General features: G+C 44.8%; 18 protein-coding genes and 1 tRNA gene. 13 read left to right on the top strand and 6 right to left on the bottom strand.

Going from position 1 to position 18248, the window contains the following annotated elements; genetic code table 11:
• Positions 1–29 precede the first annotated feature (29 nt).
• Positions 30–1367 carry an amidohydrolase family protein gene (locus VMUT_RS07425; RefSeq protein ID WP_013604807.1) on the bottom strand — a complete coding sequence of 446 codons (1338 nt, stop codon included), beginning with the start codon at positions 1365–1367 and terminating at the stop codon, positions 30–32.
• Positions 1368–1373: 6 nt separating this feature from the next.
• Positions 1374–2894, bottom strand: coding sequence for an APC family permease (locus VMUT_RS07420; protein ID WP_013604806.1), 1521 nt, complete (start codon positions 2892–2894; stop codon positions 1374–1376).
• Between the two features lie 188 nt (positions 2895–3082).
• Between VMUT_RS07420 and VMUT_RS07415 the strand changes: the two genes are divergently transcribed.
• Together VMUT_RS07415 and VMUT_RS07410 are read left to right on the top strand one after the other, a co-directional pair.
• Positions 3083–3646, top strand: a complete 564-nt coding sequence (locus VMUT_RS07415) for a glutamine amidotransferase-related protein (RefSeq protein ID WP_013604805.1) — start codon at positions 3083–3085, stop codon at positions 3644–3646.
• A gap of 104 nt (positions 3647–3750) precedes the next feature.
• Positions 3751–4878: a GMP synthase (glutamine-hydrolyzing) gene (locus VMUT_RS07410; RefSeq protein WP_048056940.1), complete on the top strand. Its 1128-nt coding sequence runs from the start codon at positions 3751–3753 to the stop codon at positions 4876–4878.
• Here VMUT_RS07410 and VMUT_RS07405 read toward each other — a convergent pair whose 3' ends face one another.
• Positions 4879–5442 (bottom strand): phosphoribosyltransferase, encoded by a 564-nt coding sequence (locus tag VMUT_RS07405; protein WP_013604803.1) that lies wholly within the window; start codon positions 5440–5442, stop codon positions 4879–4881.
• A gap of 436 nt (positions 5443–5878) precedes the next feature.
• On the opposite strand from VMUT_RS07405, the gene VMUT_RS07400 reads away from it, so the two are divergent.
• Positions 5879–6088: a hypothetical protein gene (locus tag VMUT_RS07400; protein ID WP_013604802.1), complete on the top strand. Its 210-nt coding sequence runs from the start codon at positions 5879–5881 to the stop codon at positions 6086–6088.
• A gap of 512 nt (positions 6089–6600) precedes the next feature.
• On the opposite strand, the gene VMUT_RS07395 is transcribed toward VMUT_RS07400, so the two are convergent.
• Positions 6601–6701: transfer RNA gene (locus VMUT_RS07395), tRNA-Gly, on the bottom strand.
• A gap of 102 nt (positions 6702–6803) precedes the next feature.
• On the opposite strand from VMUT_RS07395, the gene aroC reads away from it, so the two are divergent.
• The 6 genes from aroC to aroE all read left to right on the top strand — a co-directional run bounded on the left by aroC (position 6804) and on the right by aroE (position 12162).
• A complete protein-coding gene (gene aroC / locus VMUT_RS07390) occupies positions 6804–7904 on the top strand; it encodes a chorismate synthase (protein ID WP_013604801.1) in 1101 nt (366 codons plus the stop codon).
• 64 nt (positions 7905–7968) lie between these two features.
• Positions 7969–8175 (top strand): hypothetical protein, encoded by a 207-nt coding sequence (locus VMUT_RS07385; protein WP_013604800.1) that lies wholly within the window; start codon positions 7969–7971, stop codon positions 8173–8175.
• 183 nt (positions 8176–8358) lie between these two features.
• Positions 8359–9342 (top strand): prephenate dehydrogenase/arogenate dehydrogenase family protein, encoded by a 984-nt coding sequence (locus tag VMUT_RS07380; protein WP_148224705.1) that lies wholly within the window; start codon positions 8359–8361, stop codon positions 9340–9342.
• Positions 9339–10334: a 3-deoxy-7-phosphoheptulonate synthase gene (gene aroF, locus VMUT_RS07375; RefSeq protein ID WP_013604798.1), complete on the top strand. Its 996-nt coding sequence runs from the start codon at positions 9339–9341 to the stop codon at positions 10332–10334. The genes VMUT_RS07380 and aroF overlap by 4 nt, the downstream gene beginning before the upstream one ends.
• The gene (locus VMUT_RS07370; protein WP_013604797.1) at positions 10331–11377 is read left to right on the top strand and encodes a 3-dehydroquinate synthase; all 1047 of its coding nucleotides are present in this window, start codon (positions 10331–10333) and stop codon (positions 11375–11377) included. The genes aroF and VMUT_RS07370 overlap by 4 nt, the downstream gene beginning before the upstream one ends.
• Complete coding sequence (aroE, locus tag VMUT_RS07365) at positions 11359–12162, top strand: shikimate dehydrogenase (RefSeq protein ID WP_013604796.1); 804 nt, start codon at positions 11359–11361, stop codon at positions 12160–12162. Before VMUT_RS07370 ends, aroE begins: the two co-directional genes overlap by 19 nt.
• Positions 12163–12169: 7 nt before the next feature.
• Here the strand turns inward: aroE and VMUT_RS07360 are convergent, their stop codons facing one another.
• Positions 12170–12862, bottom strand: coding sequence for a type I 3-dehydroquinate dehydratase (locus VMUT_RS07360; protein WP_013604795.1), 693 nt, complete (start codon positions 12860–12862; stop codon positions 12170–12172).
• 63 nt (positions 12863–12925) lie between these two features.
• On the opposite strand from VMUT_RS07360, the gene VMUT_RS07355 reads away from it, so the two are divergent.
• The 4 genes from VMUT_RS07355 (at position 12926) to VMUT_RS07340 (ending at position 17481) form a co-directional block, all read left to right on the top strand.
• The gene (locus VMUT_RS07355) at positions 12926–13750 is read left to right on the top strand and encodes a shikimate kinase (protein ID WP_013604794.1); all 825 of its coding nucleotides are present in this window, start codon (positions 12926–12928) and stop codon (positions 13748–13750) included.
• 58 nt (positions 13751–13808) lie between these two features.
• A complete protein-coding gene (locus VMUT_RS12495) occupies positions 13809–15560 on the top strand; it encodes a thiamine pyrophosphate-binding protein (RefSeq protein ID WP_237699625.1) in 1752 nt (583 codons plus the stop codon).
• Positions 15561–15625: 65 nt separating this feature from the next.
• Positions 15626–16927 carry a 3-phosphoshikimate 1-carboxyvinyltransferase gene (aroA, locus tag VMUT_RS07345; protein ID WP_013604792.1) on the top strand — a complete coding sequence of 434 codons (1302 nt, stop codon included), beginning with the start codon at positions 15626–15628 and terminating at the stop codon, positions 16925–16927.
• Between the two features lie 116 nt (positions 16928–17043).
• Positions 17044–17481, top strand: coding sequence for a 2-oxoacid:acceptor oxidoreductase family protein (locus VMUT_RS07340; protein ID WP_013604791.1), 438 nt, complete (start codon positions 17044–17046; stop codon positions 17479–17481).
• On the opposite strand, the gene VMUT_RS07335 is transcribed toward VMUT_RS07340, so the two are convergent.
• On the bottom strand, positions 17468–18211 hold the full coding sequence (locus VMUT_RS07335) for an indole-3-glycerol-phosphate synthase (RefSeq protein WP_013604790.1): 744 nt from the start codon (positions 18209–18211) through the stop codon (positions 17468–17470). The two genes, VMUT_RS07340 and VMUT_RS07335, sit on opposite strands and share 14 nt — an antisense overlap.
• Positions 18212–18248 lie beyond the last annotated feature (37 nt).

Genomic DNA, 18248 nt, shown 5'->3' with positions numbered 1-18248 from the left:
CTTTACATTTTGTATATGTAAAATGAAGATTAAAAAGCCCCATACTTAATATTATTCAATTTCTCATTAACAATAGGCATCACTGCATACAACTTCTCAATAATATCATCCTCACTAACACTGAATAATTTACCATCCCTAACAATAAACCTACCACCCACCAATACGTCATTAACATCATGGCCATCCAAAAACGATACCACGGACTCCACGGGATCATACGCAGGTAATGCCCTAGCATCATTAAGCCTAAGCGTTATTAAATCAGCCTTAAACCCCTCCTTAATCGCCCCAACATTATCCCCAATCAATAGGCCACCCCAGCCCGTGAGTGCCCTAAGCATTGTAATGGAGTTGAAGGAGGACTTATCATAGGTAATTCCCACAGTTAATGCCTTGCCCACGGCTCTAGCGATCTTAGTCTCATGCAGCAGATCAAGACTTGTGAATGCACCACCATCACTTCCAAAGCCAAACAACGCATCATTAAACATGGGTAGCCAATGCAGTCCCATGGCTATTGAGTCAACCATTGGACACCAGGCAATGCCTAACCCCCTATCTCTAACAATGGCTCTTTCTCTACTGGATAGGTAAACGGCGTGGGCTATCACCGTAGGCCTTACTAGCGTTAAGCCAAGCTTATCGAAGACCTCGAGAGGCCTAATACCGTACTTAGTAAGTGCATAATCAACCTCACCCTGATACTCACCCAAATGATAGGTTATGCCCAACCCTTTATTTAGGCAATAATCCTTTACCTTGAGGAGCAGGTCTTCAGTAGCCATCATTACCTGCCTGATTGAACACCAAACCCTAACCCTATCATTAACCTCCGGCAGCAACTCCTCAATTCCACGTATGGCATCATCAGCATCAGTGATTTTATCCCCACGTACATTAAAGGTCGACCGCGTAACCACACCCCTAATACCAACCTCATTAATTGCCTTAATTAACTCCCTAGGCCTCGGTGCGCCAGCCTCAATGAAGTATGTGATGCCATTCTTAGCCATGGCAATAACACTCACCAGTGAGGATAGGTATGCCAACTCATCATTGAGTAATTCCTCGAAGGGTATTAGGAGCTTTGTCCATAACGGCGGTAACGCAAGTCTCTCATCATTAATGAAAGACCTGAGCAGTACTTGTTGTGTATGCGTGTGGGTGTCAATGAGACCTGGCATTAGTATGTGCCTATCCCTATTAATGACCTCCTCACCCCTATACTGGCTGAGTACGTCGCTTGCCCTACCCACCGCCTTAATTAGGCCATTATCTATGGCCACGGCTCCATCCTCTATAATTAATGGATTTGTCATCGTTATTACGTACTTAGCTCTCACAATTAGGTCGGTCTTATCCATCACTAATCACTCTGGTGGTATTTCTACGTAGGCTACCGATATGTCAATGCCAAACCTCTTTAGGTAGATTGATCTTGCGATTACGTAGGCCGCAATACCGAGTATTACTGCGCCGAGTTCTACGCCGTAAGCCAACCAATTACCACCCCAAATCTGTGGATAGGCTAGGAATTCATAGTCGAGGAATACGAATACGAGGAATTGAAGAATACCAGAAACAACGAGAGCGGTCCTAACCTCACCACTCAATTCATTGTTTTTCCTTAGGGCTATCAACACGGCAGCAACACCAACCAATGCCAAGTATGTCAGTGGGCCAACCTCAGTTCCATATAGTGCTGTGAATGTTCCGTAGAATATGCCCGTTAATGCAATGAGCATTGCTGTTATTGCCAGGTCTGTTACATGTGCGTATATTGGTGTTCCAAACCTAGGGCTTACGTAGGCAAAGAAGCTAGGCCAAACCCTATCAAAGGCAAGGGCAAACCAATACCTAACAATCACAATGGCGCCGTAGGCCAGTATTGCCAGGTACCAGGTAACTGATGATATACCAATAATCCAACTGAGCACGTTATTGTTTGACACGACCATGGCGATGGTCCAGTAATTCAGGATACTATTAATGTTAGGATTGGACAATGCAGCAGTCACGAAGTTAAAACCCAGTGAGTAGTAAAGGGCTTCAAAGCCTATTGTTGCCATTACCATCGTTATTAAGGCCGCCACCGGCACGTTATACTTAATGGCACCCCTACCCTTTATTTCGGAGGCTATTGCTGGTCCAGCCATTAACCATGGGTAGACATAGAGTGCGAAGAATGGTATTACCATGAATGCGCCGCTTAACGTGAACTCAGGGCCCTTATAACTACTGGCGAGTGATGAGTATGTGTAGCCACTGGGTAGTAACTTATTAATTGCTGCAATGGCCATGGACTTAGGCGTTGTAAATAATATTATTACTGTTATTATCAACCCAAGTAGTGATACTGTGGTTAGTGCGGTCATTAACCTAATACCATACCTAGTACCTAGTATGTTTGCTATGACTATTATGGCGAAGAAGGCGATGGCTATGGAGATCATGGACCAAGTATTGAAAGAGGCATTTATACCCAGTATCGGTAGTACCGACTCAAGCTGAAAAACGCCAGCTGTTGCAACAAGTGCGTAGTAGGCTAAGGCCTGTATTACGAATGCCATGACCAAGCCATTAATAAGCCAGGCAGCCCTTGGGCCGAATGCCCTAGTCAGCCAGACGTAGTCACCACCTGTGCGTGGTATTAACGTGGTTAGTAGTGTGTAGACTATTATTTGAGGTACTGAAAGTAAAAACGCAATTAATGATGCATATACCAGGTTCACACCGGTAACACTGGGTAGTGCCGCCAGTGTGAACCCTGCAGTACCTAACGCGGCTCCTATGGACATGTTGGCAATATTTATTGAAACAGCATCCCAAAAACCAGCCTCTTTGACTAAACCCGTGGATTCCCTAAGGAATACGCCCTGTTTAGCCCCCATTGTTTCATCAAGAATTGGAATATTTAAAAATCTTTCGCGCAACTATTATCGAATCTTTATTTAATGAATTTATTAAATAATTTAAATAATTAATTAAATAATAAAACGATAAGGAGACTTAAAAACAAACAAAGCATTTGGTTTATTGTTAATGAAAAGTATTTAAACAGTACCGAAAAACTTAATTCGTGGTTGTTGGGATCCTTGACTTCAGAGGTCAATATAACCACTTAATACTTAGGCGTGTAATTGAACTGGGGTTTCAAGGTAGTTTTCTAGGTCCCATTGAGCCCATTAGCAGGGTTAAGCAGTCATTTGATTGCTTGATCATTAGTGGTGGTCCGTGGAATATACCCGAGGACCTACCCAAGACAGGTAACGCCATTGATTACATCCTTGAATTCCCCGGTCCTGTATTGGGTATTTGCCTTGGTCATCAATTAATGGCCCATGCATATGGTGGCGAATTAGGTAGGGGTAACCCTGAGTTTGGTGGTGTTAGGATCTACGTTGATAGGGAGGATACCATTCTCAGGGGAGTATCTAGGGAATTCACTGCATGGGAGAGTCATAATATAAGTGTTGTTAAGCAGCCGAGGGGCTTCGATGTAGTTGCCCATAGTGATAATGTGCCTGTTGAGGCAATGGTTAATGAGGGAATTAGTAGGTTTGGTGTGCAGTTTCACCCTGAAGTGAAGCACACGGAGTATGGCATAGTAATAATGAGGAACTTCCTGAATTTGTGTCATTAGTAATACTTGCCCTTATCATTTATAGTTTTAATTAAATAATTCACTGAATATTATGGGCCAGTTTTAAGCTAAAGTATTTAAACGGTTCATTGAATTATCCATTAATGATAAGCATAAGCGCTATTGATAAGGTCATTGAAAACATGAGGTCACTACACATAAACTGTGCACTTGCGGCTATCTCTGGGGGTGTTGATAGTACCACGGCAGCCATCCTCACCAGGAGGATAATTGGTGATAGATTAAGGGCTGTTTTCATTGATACTGGTTTCATGAGACTTAACGAGCCTGAGCACATTAAGGAGATACTTAGAGCTGTTCTTCCCCTTGAGATAATTAACGCCAGTGATAGGTTTTACCGTGAAATGCTTGGACTCAGTGATGCCGAGGAGAAGAGGACTAGGTTTAGGGAGGTGTTTTACACGGTTCTCTCGGAAATAGCCAAGGAGTATGACTGCGACTGGTTAGTACAGGGTACAATAGCCCCTGATTGGATTGAGACGAGGGGAGGCATTAAAACACAGCACAATGTACTTGAGCAGGTGGGTATAGACACGGCCTCGAAATACGGTTTCAAACTCATTGAACCATTAAAGGACCTATATAAAGACCAGGTCAGGGAGTTGGCTAAGTCACTTGGTGTACCAAGTGAAATAGTTAATAGGCAGCCATTTCCAGGACCTGGGCTCAGTATTAGGGCTGTGGGTGAGTTAACGCTTGAGAAGCTTGACGTGGCTAGGAGGGCTACGGACATAGTTGAGAGAAGGCTAGGTAACATGGGTCTTAGTCAATGGTTTGCCGCCACATGGGAGTATGATACAGTACCCAGCAGTGAATTATCAAGGGTTGTTAATGGCCTCGGTGATTTACACGTGGAATTATTCAGTATTAGGGCGACAGGTGTCAAGGGTGACGCGAGGTCCTATGGTCACGTGGCGCTCGTCAGGGGATACCCAGTTAATTGGGACGTAATTTATGAGTTACATAAGTACTTAGCCACCACCAGTGATGTCACTCACGTGATTTATGAATTAATGGGTAGGGGTGTAGGTAAGTATTTCGTGTCGATAAGGGCAATCGTTACTGATGATTTCATGACAGCCGACGTACCGAGACTCAGCCGTGAGATTCTCATGGACGTAGCTGAGGAAATACTGAGTAATGATAATAGGATTTCGTCCGTGGGCTTTGATGTAACGCCAAAGCCACCAGCGACAATTGAGTATGAGTAATCAGTGGAGTAACTTTATGAGCTTATTTACGAAGTCCTCACCGAAATAATGAACCAAGTCTAGTTCATTAACAATGTGGTCCAGGTCTAGATCACGAAGCCTATTCCTAACGACTTCACCAACCTCCCATGGAAACACTATCCACCTATCCGTAGTATCCACATAATAATTAGGCTTGACTCTTGACCACGGCTTCACATAGAGGGTCGCAGTCCTCACCTCCCCAGCACCATAGAACCTAAGCAAATCCTTAGCAGCTGCTAAGGTTTTACCTGTATCAGCAACATCATCAACAATCAACGCACTCCTACCCCTTAGGTCATGTATTATTGGGTAAGTAATAATGGGTTCCTCACCCTGACCAACCCTAGTCCCATAACTCGTTAAGCCAAGGACCACCAAATCCTCAACACCCAAGAAATCAGAGACAAGCTTACCCACCATGTAACCACCCCTAAGGATTGCAACCACTGAGTCAGGCCTATAGCCAGAGTCCCTAATCATTAATGACAAGTCAAGCGCCAAATCCGTAAGTCTCTGCCAATTAAGGACCAGGAACTCCATTAATCAAATTATTGAAATAATAATGTTAAAAGGCTTTCCTCACCACAGGAAACAATTTATTAAAATTAATTAAACAATACAAACCCAACAACCTCAAGAAACGACAAAGGCAAGCGTAAAAATATACGGTGATAACAATGCATAGTAATTAAGGATTTGCCCCCTGCATGCATCCACACCATTAGTACGGGGCTCAGCGGCCCGGTTTTGGCCGGGTCGTTGGGCCTCGTACTAATGACGTGAATGCAAGGCAGGTATAGGCCTAATAATGTGTTCTCTATTATATTTATATTAATTACCCTAATTGATATTGTTTATATTATTTATGAATTCTTTATGAAATACAAGTGTGGTGTGTATTATATGGGGTATTTTCTATTTTTTTATTTTATTTGAAATAGAAAACAATTTAAACAAAACTGAATATAAAAAGTACGTGAAAAAAGTCCTTAAGTGCCCGGGTATATGCCTTGATAAGTTCCTTGACTGCGCATTTAGGGCTATTATTGAGGCTAAGCTGGATCTCGTGGATAAGGACGAGGCACTCGACGCACTTTGGGAATACCTCGTGAATATTGATTATGAAGTTAAGTTACTCGAGAAAAGGATAAACACGAGTAAGACCACCGAGGAAGGAACAACCTAGATATTGCCTTAGGATATGCAGGACTTTTTGTAAGGTTCATGAGAAAGGAGGCTGCTATTATACCTGTTTCGGCTTCTTTTTACTTTGATTTCGTCCCTGGACTAGGCCCAGGTAAGCATATTCTGGTTTTGTTCCTGTATGCATGCACTGAGTGAGGTTGCCAACCAAATCAGTACTGGCACTTAATTGAAGATCACGGATACAGCATACACGGTGCATATTTCAAATAACATTGACGTAATTCCTCATGCCTCAAGCTCCAGTAGTGCTCGATCAACACCCTGTGCTCTGAAGGAGGAACCCTTTATAAAATGCCGAATATCCCTAATTTCTAGCTAGATAAGTATTAGTAGGTGTTGCTCGTTATTAATATCCTCGATTGCGATGAACCGGCAATTAATCATGCCGCAATCAATTAGCGGCTATTGAGCACGTATTTAGGTTTTCCCGAATAGCAATCATAAGTATCAAGAACGGTGATGGTAATGATAAGCAAGGGATTGATTGTAATTTGGTGCGGCCGCCGGGATTTGAACTTACCCCACGGTTAACCCGCGACCGGGTTCTGCGGCTCGGGGGGCCGCCATCCTAGACCAGTCTAGACCACGGCCGCTGTTATGGATAGGGTTAAGGAGGAATTTAAGTTTTTGTTTGTTGTTTTTCATGTTTTGTGATGTTTTGAATGTTTATATAGGTTAAATAGTGTGTTGTTTTGATGGGCAGTGTCTTTGGGCGTGTGTTTAGGGTTGTGACTTTTGGGGAGTCTCATGGCCCTGCCATCGGCGTGGTGATTGATGGTGTTCCAGCCGGCGTGGCTATTGACGAGTCCTTTATTGGGAGGGAGCTGGGGAGGAGGCGTTTTTGTCAATTGCCGATTCTTAATCCTAGGTGTGAGGATGAGGAGTTTCAGATACTGTCTGGTGTTAAGGATGGGTTTACTGAGGGTACGCCAATAGCGGTTATTGTTTGGAACAGGAGGGCTATCTCTGATTACTATAATGAGCTTTGGATGAAGCCTAGGCCAGGTCATGCAGACCTCGCCTATTATCTGAAGTTTGGTAGGTTTTATGATCACAGGGGTGGTGGTAGGGCTAGCGGTAGGGAGACCGTGGCTAGGATAGTGGCTGGGGCCATTGCGAAGGCCGTGCTTAAGCAAGCAATAAATGTTGAAGTCGCAAGCCACCTTATTGAGCTTGGTGGTGTGGCTATTTCCAGGGAGGATTACACCTTTGAGGATGTGGTTAGGTCTTGGGAGAAGCCACTTCCCATGGTTGATGATGAGGCTGTGAGGAGGGCAGTGGATGTGTTGGTAAATACGGTTAAGGAGGGCGATAGTGTTGGTGGTATTGGGGAGGTGCTTACCACGGAGGTTCCGCCAGGGCTTGGTGAGCCGGTCTTCGATAAGTTGAGGGCTGATTTAGCGAAGGCTGTTATGTCAATAGGCAGTGCCGTCGGTATTGAGTTTGGGCTTGGGTTTAGGCTGGCTAGGATGAGGGGTAGTGAGGCCAATGACCAGATTGTGCTCAGGAATGGTAGGCCGAGACTTGAGACCAATAGGATCGGGGGGACTCTCGGGGGCATGAGCATTGGTGAGCCTATTAGGTTTAGGGTTGCCTTTAAGCCAACACCGAGTATTAGAAAGCCCCAGAGAACTGTGGATTTGGAAAAAATGATGGAAACGACAATAACCTTCAGGGGCCGCTATGACGTGTCCACCGCGCCAAAGGCCATACTCGCGGCTGAGGCCATGACGGCGATAGTCCTCGTGGACCATGCAATGAGGGCCGGCCTAATACCGAGGGTCATCAAGAGGTAGCTTAAAAGGTTGGGAGGGGGTAACCTAGTTTGGTGGGGGTAATTGCTCTTCGACATTAGAGTTAATGAGGGTCTTAGGGATTTATTCGATAGAGAGGAGGTTGAGGATACTCGAGGTTTGTGTTGATGGTTGTCACTGGTCAATTATTAAAAAGGACCTTGAGGCCATGGAGGGTAGAGAGTTTAATAATTCCACCGTTGATTCACTCATTAAGGCATTGATTGATTGCTCATTAAGAAGGGTGGTACCTACGTATTACTTAATAAGTTGATGTGGATGCCGTGGTGGGCCTTAGGTGTTTTGTTAATGCGGTAAATAGTGATAATGTTTAAAAATATAGTTTCTTAATAGCTCTGGGACCTCTATGGAATATCTAGATTCGTAAGGTTCAGGGTTAAACCCTGTTATTGTCCTAGCCTAGTCGTGAGTGATCATTGCCCATTCGGTGATTATTATGCTCTCTGAGTTGAGGCGTAGTATTGATGCTATTGATGAGGAGTTGATTAGGTTAATTGGGGAGAGGGTTAGACTTGCGGCTGAGGTTGGTAGGGTCAAGAGGGGTCTCGGCTTGCCGATTGTTGATGATAATCGTGAGAGGGAAGTTATTGCCAAGTGGATTGAGGGTTTGGGTAAGTTCGGTGTTGACCTTGAGTCCGCAATTGGGATTGCGCAGTCCATAATTGGAGCATCGACGAAAGTTCAATTAACGAATAAGCTGGATATCAGGGTAGCTATAGTCGGTAGTGGTAGGGTTGGTAGGACAATGGCCAAGGCACTTGGTAGGGTCACCAACGTTATTCTACAGGGACATTCCGAGGAGTTAGTGCCTGGCGACGTCATTATGCTGGCCACAAGGCCGACCTCCGACTCCCTGGGCATAATTACTAAGTACTCAAGTAGGTTCAGGGGTTCCGTGGTCATGGACCTATTCTCCGTTAAGACACCTATTTTTAGGCTTATTGAGAATGAATCGTTAAGGAGTGGGTTCCACTACATAAGTGCGCACCCGCTCTTTGGTGAGTTAGGTAATCCAATTGGTGAGACTGTGGTCTTAATACCATCAAGGACTAGTGGTGATAGGTTGGACATGGTCAGGGAGCTCTTCACGAGCGCTGGCTTTAATGTAGTGGTTTTAGGTAGTCCTGAGGAGCATGATAGGTTGATGGCTTACATCCAGGTTGCACACCATGTATTGTTACTAACGCTTTATAGAGCCATGAGAAGGGCTGGCATTGACCTGAATACGCCACTAGCCACCCATAGCCTTAGGTACACGCTTAAGGCCCTGGAGAGGGTTTTGGAACAACCTGAGGTTAGTAATGAGTTGTTTAGGTTGAATCCATACTCGAAGAGTGTGGCTGGGGAACTAGGTGATTTATTAAAGGAGGTTGTTAGGGAACTTGATGGAGAAAATGCCATAGGGGGTGTTGGGCCATGATAATTAGGGCATCAAACAATAGGGTGAATGATGTAGCAAGCCTACTGGATAGGGCTGGGATTAAACTAAACATTGTTAGGATATATGGGGAGGAGTTAATAGTTACTTGGCCCGACTCAAGGGTTGATGTTAATTCCGTGAAGTCAGTGGACCCGAATGCCGTGATTATTGAGGTTAAGACCAAGTATCAATTGGCGAGTAATACCTGGAGGGATAGGACCGTAGTCGATGTTAATGGTGTTAGGATCGGTGGTAATGACGTAATAGTTGCCGCTGGTCCATGTGCCGTGGAGAGTTATGAGCAGGTTAGGGATACGGCTGTCGCCGTTAAAGAGGCTGGTGCTAGGTTGCTTAGGGGTGGTGCGTTTAAGCCTAGGACAAATCCATATAGCTTCCAGGGACTTGGTATTGAGGGTCTTAGGATACTTAGGAGGGTTGGTGATGAGGTCGGTATCCCAGTGGTTTCTGAGGTAATGGATACCAGGATGGTCAAGACTGCGGCTGAGTACGTGGATATACTACAGATAGGCGCGAGGAATGCCCAGAACTTTGACCTGCTCAGGGAGGTTGGTAGGTTGGGTAAGCCTGTGCTCCTTAAGCGTGGCCTTGGGAATACCGTTGATGAGTGGTTACAGGCAGCTGAGTACGTGCTTCTTGAGGGTGATGGAAACGTGGTGCTTTGCGAGAGGGGTATAAGGACGTTCGAACATGCTACCAGGTTTACCCTAGACCTAGGCGCCGTTGTTGCTGTTAAGAAACTAACGCACTTACCCATCTGTGTTGATCCATCGCATCCAGCGGGTAGGAGGGACCTGGTAATACCGCTTGCCCTGGCCGCCATAGCCGCGGGTGCAGACATGCTCCTCGTGGAGGTTCACCCAAGGCCTTGGGAGGCTCTCTCCGATGCTGAGCAACAATTAACCTTCGATATGTTTAGGGAATTAATGGTTAAGGGTAGGGAGGTGGCGAGGGCTATTGGTAGGTCATTATGAGGGAATTCGCCTATAAATCACGTGATGGTGATGTCTATGTTCTAATCAATGTTAATTATGGTGATGCCCTGGAAAAAATCACGGAGAATTACACTGGATGCGCTGTGTTTGTCTCAAGGAGTATTGTTGATAGGGTTCATACGAAGTGCCCATTAATCCCAGTAATTGATGGTGAGGAGGGTAAAAGCATTGAGGCGGTGCTAAGTATCGTGAGGAGTGCCCATGAGCTTAGTATAGATAGGGACGGCCTATTCATTGGTGTTGGTGGCGGTAGTGTCCTTGATGTGGTGGGTTTCTCAGCATCAATATACCTGAGGGGTGTTGATTATGTTAATGTCCCAACAACCATGCTATCCATGGTCGACGCATCCCTAGGCGGTAAGACGGGGGTTAATGCCCTGGGGCTCAAGAACGTGATTGGGGTCATTAGGCAGCCGAGGTACGTAATCATTGACCTAACCTTCCTAGAATCACTACCAATGCCTAACTACATTGATGGCTTTGCTGAGGTCATTAAGTACGGCATAACCATGGATAGGGAGTTACTGGGTCAGGTAATGAGTAATACGGATAAATTACTGGGTAGGGATTATGGGGTCCTTGAGGAGGTTATTTATAGGTCCCTAAGGGATAAGGCCAGTATTGTTGAGGTTGATGAGTTGGACAGGGGTAATGCAAGGGCTGTGCTTAATTATGGGCATACGGTGGGTCACGCCATAGAATCAGTATCCAATTTCTCAATTAGTCATGGCAGGGCGGTAGCGCTAGGCATGATTTGTGAAGCACGTATTGGTGTTAAACTGGGTTATACGCCGAGGTATGTACCTGACCTATTAATGGACGTATTATCACGGTTTAACCTAGACAATAGGGTTGCTATTGATGTGAATGGGCTGGTTAATGCCATGGTGAGGGATAAGAAGAGGAGTGGTGAATTCATTAAATTGCCTGTGGTGATTGACGTGGGTATGTGGGACATGGTTAAGGTGAGGATTAGGGATTTAATGAACCTGGTGATTGGGGAATGCGGGTCTATGCCGTAATAGGTTACCCACTTAATTACACGCTATCGCCCAATATTCATAATTACGTATTTAGCGCACTGGGGCTTGATGCTGTTTACGTGCCTCTCAAGGTATCACCGAGTAGGTTGAGGCACTTCGTGGAGTTTGCCAGGGATTCCCTAAGTGGCTTCAATGTGACTATACCGCATAAGGTGTCTATTGTACAGTTGATAGATGGTACTACGGGGCCTGCCAAGGAACTCGGTAGTGTTAATACCGTGGTTAATAGAGATGGCGAATTACTGGGCTACAACACTGATTACCTAGCCATTAGGCAAGCATTGAGTGAGAGGGGTTATTCGGGTGGTGATGCGTTGATTATTGGTGCTGGTGGTGTTGCCAGGGCAACTGCACTAGCCCTTAGGGATTTAGGCTGTACCAGGGTTTATGTAATGAATAGGACTGTGGAAAGAGGCCGTGAGTTATGCTCACTAATTAATTCATGGGGTATTGATTGTAAGGTTCTTAGCCTACAACGAGATTTTGGTGCTAAGGTTCAATTAATAATAAACGCCACCCCACTGGGGATCGAGGAAGGCTTTCCAATAGATCCAAGGAACGCCGGTGCGGAATTAGTCCTTGATTTAGCGTATAGACTAAGTGGTGATACAAGCCTTGTGGAGCTGGCTAGGAGTGAGTCAATACGGTATATAGATGGACTCGAGATATTGATTAGGCAGGCAATCGAGGCTGATAAGGCTTGGTTAGGTTCATTTGAAAGGCCTGATTGGCGTGAGGTTCTTACGGTATTACGTGGAAGATAATTATCATTCATTCCCTATTGAACATTGATAAGGAGTTCCTCATCATCTTAACCTTATTACAAAGACCAATACTCAATTGCCCAGGTCCTGTCCTCCCACGTGTGGAGCAGTACATAAGTGCTGATCCCATCATTATTGAAATAGCCCTATACGTGGGATTCCTCGGAATCACGGCTACGTGAATACCACCAACATCAAGTAGCCTAAGTAGGTCTAGGAATTCACTGTCATTTATTGAGAATATCTTATACACCAATGCCTTGAGTCTCTTGGCCACCTCAATATCCTTAAGCGCAGACTCATATGAATTAGCGCCTCTGTTAAAGACGTGCCTGGATAGGATTGATCCCTCGGCTAGGTCACCATACACGTCAGGGTACTTGGACAATAGGTTTATCTCTATGTCAGTTAATGCACCGATGTCTTTGCTGAACTCAAGCACCTTATACTTAATTTCGGGTTCAATACTATGGCTACCGCCCTCATCACGTTCCCTTACCGTGACTATGGTTGGGTAATGCGATACGTAATTCTCTATAGTGCTCCTAAGTTCTTGGTTTAGGTTTAAATCCTCTAGGTAGTCAAGTCTCAACTCAACGGTCTCGCAAGATGTTGGTAAGTAATAGAAGGAGGGTTTCCTCAATGGTACGGCACAGACCAGCACTGGCTTTCTCGTCAGTAGTTTGTCCCATGTAGACATTACTAAGTACTAATACCTAGAAGTTTAAAAATGTTGGTATTACATATCAATACTAAATAGATCATGGGTTCGAGAGACGAGGAATACATAACCTATGGAGGAATATCAATAATAAATGCAGTACCTGCATGGTTAGGCGGTTCCTTAGCCATAGACCTTAAGGTGAAGACCAGGATCAGTGAGGGTTCTTGCGAAATGAATGACTTCATAAATTTCATACTTAATTACCTAGGGAGTAGGCTCGGATTTATACATGGTGTATGCGTTGAGGTTAATAGTGAGGTTCCACCAGGCAGTGGTTTGAAAAGTAATAGTGCCGTTGCCGTGGGCGTCGTATATAGCTTACTAAGGTTCTTGGGTAAGGATGTTAATCCCGTGGATGCTGCTAAATTAGCGGCTGAGGTAACGAGAGCCCATGGTTCATCAATAACAGGTGCATTTGACGATGCGTCAGCCGCAATCCTTGGAGGCGCTGTACTCACTGATAATAAGTCATTGAGGATAATCAAGCAGTTAAACCCTGATTCACTCACTGTAGTTATTACTGGTTATATGGAGAGGAAGAGATTGCAAGCCATTGATAGGTTAAGGGCATTATCGGGGATTTACCAAGCACTATTCAATATGGCATTAAGTGGTGATTTATGGAGGGCAGCGACTATAAACGGGATGCTGATTGCGGAGTCACTGGAGTACCATAATGCCCTGAAGGCCATAGGCGTAGCGCTAAGGCTTGGTGCTGTTGCATCTGGTGTGAGTGGTAATGGTCCATCGATATACGCCATATTTAAAGCAGGTGAGGAGGGCCCATTTATAGATTATATAAGGAGTACCTGGGGCTACCACCTAATCACTAGTTTAGTTGGTATTCGGTACTTAGTATTGTGAATTTCTATGGTTTTTATCGGGAATATAGAGAATATAGGTTAGGATAATCCTTAAATATTTGCTGAATGCCTGTGGTTCGTATGGAATATCAAGAATTCCAATGGTAATTAATGGATCAAAGGTATCGATCGACCTAAACAGACTTATGGAGGTTAGGGATAGCGCGAGGGACCTGTTGACTAGGTTGGATAGGGAGTTTCCATACATTCACCTTGGCTCCTCACTGGCTGCATTGGACATCATTAACGTCCTCATTAGGATAATGAGGAGGAATAATGATGATTGTAGGGATTGGTTCATACTCAGTATTGGTCATGTTGCGCCGGCCCTATACGCCATATTGGCCGTTGAGGGTTTAATTCCCGAGGAGAGACTCATGGAGGTTAATCAATTGTCCTCAAGCATATCAACGCACGCAGATAACATGGACCTGCCATACATAGACGCCACAACCGGTTCACTGGGTCAGGGACTTAGTATGGGCGTTGGATTGGCCTTAGCAGGTAGGGTTAGGGATTGTAATGATGGTTTTGTATATGTTTTGATGGGTGATGGTGAATTAAATGAGGGCCAGACCTGGGAGGCAGCCACAACAGCGGTGAAATACGGTCTTGACAACCTTAAGGTCATAGTAAGCCTAAATGGCTATCAACTTGATGGGGCAACAAGTACAATAAAGCCCATTAGTTATGCCAGGGTTTTTGAGGCCATTGGATGGAATGTCCTCTTTGGTAATGGTCATGATTATGAGGAAATCATTAGGCTAATTAACAAGGCGCATGAGTTTAAGGGGAAACCAACGGTAATATTCCTAAGCACCATTAGGGGCAAGGGAATTAGGAACCTTGAGAATACCAGTAAGCAGACGCTTAATCCACCACCAAGGCCGCAGTTCTCAATGAGGGAGGCCCTTGGGACCACCCTGGCCAGGCTCGGTGAAGATAATGATAGGTTAGTGGTTGTCACAACAGACGTGGGTGAATCAACAAGGGCCAGGTACTTCGGCGAGAGATTCCCCAATAGGTACTTCAACATTGGTATATCAGAACAGGACCTAGTTGGTGTATCCGTTGGATTGGCATTGGGGGGCTACGTACCGGTGGCCATGGCCTATTCCATGTTCATGATGAGGGGTTGGGAACAGATTAGAAATTCCCTGGGTAGGATGAACCTTAATGTTAAATTAATAGCAACGCATGCAGGCCTTAGTGACTTCGCTGATGGACCGAGTCACCAAGCACTTGAGGATGTGGCGCTAATGAGGACATTAAACAATATGGTCATTGTGGCGCCAGCGGATGCCTGGGATGTGGAGAGAATAATACCTAGGATCATTGAGTATAAGGGCCCCGTATACGCTAGGATTGGTCGTGATTACTCACCACCAATAACCATGGACATGGATTACGAATTCAAGATTGGCGAGGTCTATGAGTTGATTGATGGTGATGATGTCATCGTAATGGGTTATGGACCACCACTCTATAATGCCGTGAGGGCGGCCACGGAATTAAGGAGGATAGGCATTAGGATGGGTGTGTATAACGTACCAACAATTAAACCGCTTAATAATGATGCAGTTAGTAGGATTGCCCGTAGAGTCGGTAATGTAATTGTTGTTGAGGAGCACTCACCAAGGGGTGGCCTTGGTTCGGCAATTGCTGAGTTGGTGAGTGGTTTTGCTAGGGTTAAGGTGCTTGGTGTTGATGGTTATGGACATTGGGGCAGATCTGAGGAGGAGTTGCTAAGATTTTTTGGCCTTGATGAGGAGTCAATAATGGATGTTGCATTAAAGCTTGTTAATTCATAGAATCATTAACATGGGTCTTCAATGGGTCCACAAAACTTTTTACCTTAGGGTAATAGTGATAGTGAATGAGTAAATTAATTATTAATGGCTTTAGGGCTCGGGAGGGGGTCGTCGAGGCCCCACCGTCTAAGGCATTAACCCTTAGGTATATCCTCGCCTCAGCTCTCTCGAGGACTTGGGTCTTACTTAGGAAATTGAATTGGGGTGATGATACGTGGTCAATGATTAGGGGTATTAAGCCAATTTCAGAGGTCGAGGTTAAGAATGACTCCGTCAGAATTAGGCGTGAAGTGACTTTAGAGAGATTTAGGGTTATTGATACCGGCGAGAGTGGGTTTACCCTTAGGACATTAACTGGGGTTTACTCGGGTATCGATGGAACAACACTATTAGTACCGAGGGGTTCACTTATTGGTAGGCCAATGGATGAGTTGTTGAATGCACTCAAGAACCTAAATGCCAAAGTCGACAGATTAGGCAGTGTGATTAGGGTTATTGGTAGTAAGTTAGTTGGTGGTTATGTAACGATAAGTGGGTCAATAAGCTCACAATACGTATCAGCGCTCCTATACCTTGCACCACTCACTGAGGGTGGTATTGAAATAAGCATTAAACCGCCTGTGAAGTCACGCCCGTACATAGACGCCACAATTAACGTACTCAAGGACTTCAATATAAACGTAGAGGGGAATAATGACATGATCTACGTAAGTGGATCCCAGGAGTTTAAGGCTGTTAATGAGGAGTTCGTAATACCTGGTGACTACTCATTGGCTGCGTACTACACAACTCTCTCTGTACTGACTGGTGTGGATATACGGATAACAAATCTACATAGGGATAGGGCAATCGAGAGTGAGTACGCATTCATTAGGTATGCTAGGGAGGTTGGTGTGGAGATTGAGGAGAAGGAAGGCTCGGTAATTGTCAAGGGTTCATCAGTCGGGGACCTAAAACCGTTAAACATAGACCTAAGTGATTCACCGGATATCGTAATGCCACTAGCCCTATTGCTTGCGAGGGCTCATGGAAAGTCAAGGATAGTGGGCATTAACCACCTGGTTTATAAGGAGAGTAATAGGCTTAGGGGCGTAGCCAGTGTCCTTAAGTGCCTTGGTGCTGGTGTGAACATTGATGAGGTTAATGGGATCATCGAGATAGAGGGCGTGCATGAAATGAGAGGTGGTTGTGAAATTGATGCCGTAAATGATCATAGGATTGTGATGATGAGCGTAATCGGCGCCTTATCAGCCAAGGAGCCAATAACAATAATTAATTGGGAGGGTATTAGTAAGTCCTGGCCAGCCTTCATTTGGGACCTAGAGAAATTAGGCGCTGAAATGAGGATAATTAATGCCTCCCCTTAACGTCCAGGCTTATTTTCTGTATTATTGGTGTTTCTACTGTTGACGAAATTCCTAATTATAATTCCTTAAGAATTCATACAAATCTTTTTATTAAAAGCTAAACATTGAAGGGTCATATGCCTGAAATACATGAAATAATATTTTACGGAAGGAGTGGGGATGGGATACATGCAATAGTTGATAAGCTTGCCCAAACACTAATTAAGCAGGGATTCTACGTAATCTCCTACCCAGAGTATGACCCGGAGCGTAGGGAGACCCTGGCCAAGGTACATGTAAGGATTTCTAAGGAACCAGTTTACGTTAGGGGACCTGTAATAAACCCTGAAATTGCAGTACTATTTGACGCTAGGTTACTTCAGAATAACCAGGAGGTACTTAATGCCAAGAAACTCATTATTAATGCGCCGAGCAGGGAACTCGTAATGAAATACACAGGTAACATTAATGGTGACGTAATGAACATTGACATTAATGGGCTAAGGAGGGCTGGTGTTGATTATTCATCCCACATGATTAATTTAATACTCAACGCACTACTTAATGAATGGTAATGCCTGAGAACTCCTTCGCTAACTCCACATTCCTCATTAAAGCAGTACCCACAAGTATGGCATTGGCGCCCTCTCTAGCCAATCTCACTGCATCATTAACACCCCTAACACCACTCTCAGCAATTATAACATTGGCCTTACTCCTAACGGCTCTAATTATTGAAATAGCCCTATCCAGGGATACTGATAAATCACCTAAATCCCTGGAGTTAATGCCAAGCATTACGTTTGGGTTGCTGTTAACGATCTCTAGGGCATCATCCTCATCATCAACCTCAATAAGGGGTTCTAAGCCCAGGTCCATGGCATAGTCCACCAAGTCCCACAGCGCATTACCACCAAGTCTCTTAATGAGTAATACTGAACTTGCACCTAGTTCCCCAGCCTCCCTGATCTGCTCCCTGCTAATTACGAAGTCCTTATACAGCACTGGCTTACCGTAATTAAGGGCTATCTTCACGAAGATAGGTGAACCGAGAAAGTATATTGGTTCAACTAATACGCTGAATCCAGTGGCGTATTGACCGACCGCGTTGAAGTAGGTCCAGGGGTCAAGGTCAAGCCTAATAACGCCGCTGGGGCTCGCCCTCTTGTACTCAGCTATCAGGGCTAGGTAACCCTCGGAATTGCGTCTTTCAATTGCCCTAAGCATACCCGGAGCCCTCGCATTAACCTTAATAGCCTCAACACGCTTTTTTGTTAATTCATTAATTATGCCTAGGAAATCCACGGGTTGTGAAATAATATTATTATAAAAAGTGTTTCCT

It is taken from the genome of Vulcanisaeta moutnovskia 768-28 (genome assembly GCF_000190315.1).
Taxonomy (GTDB): domain Archaea; phylum Thermoproteota; class Thermoprotei; order Thermoproteales; family Thermocladiaceae; genus Vulcanisaeta; species Vulcanisaeta moutnovskia.
The sequence above is the reverse complement of the archived record's forward strand: the minus strand, read 5'-3'. Positions and strand labels throughout refer to the sequence as shown.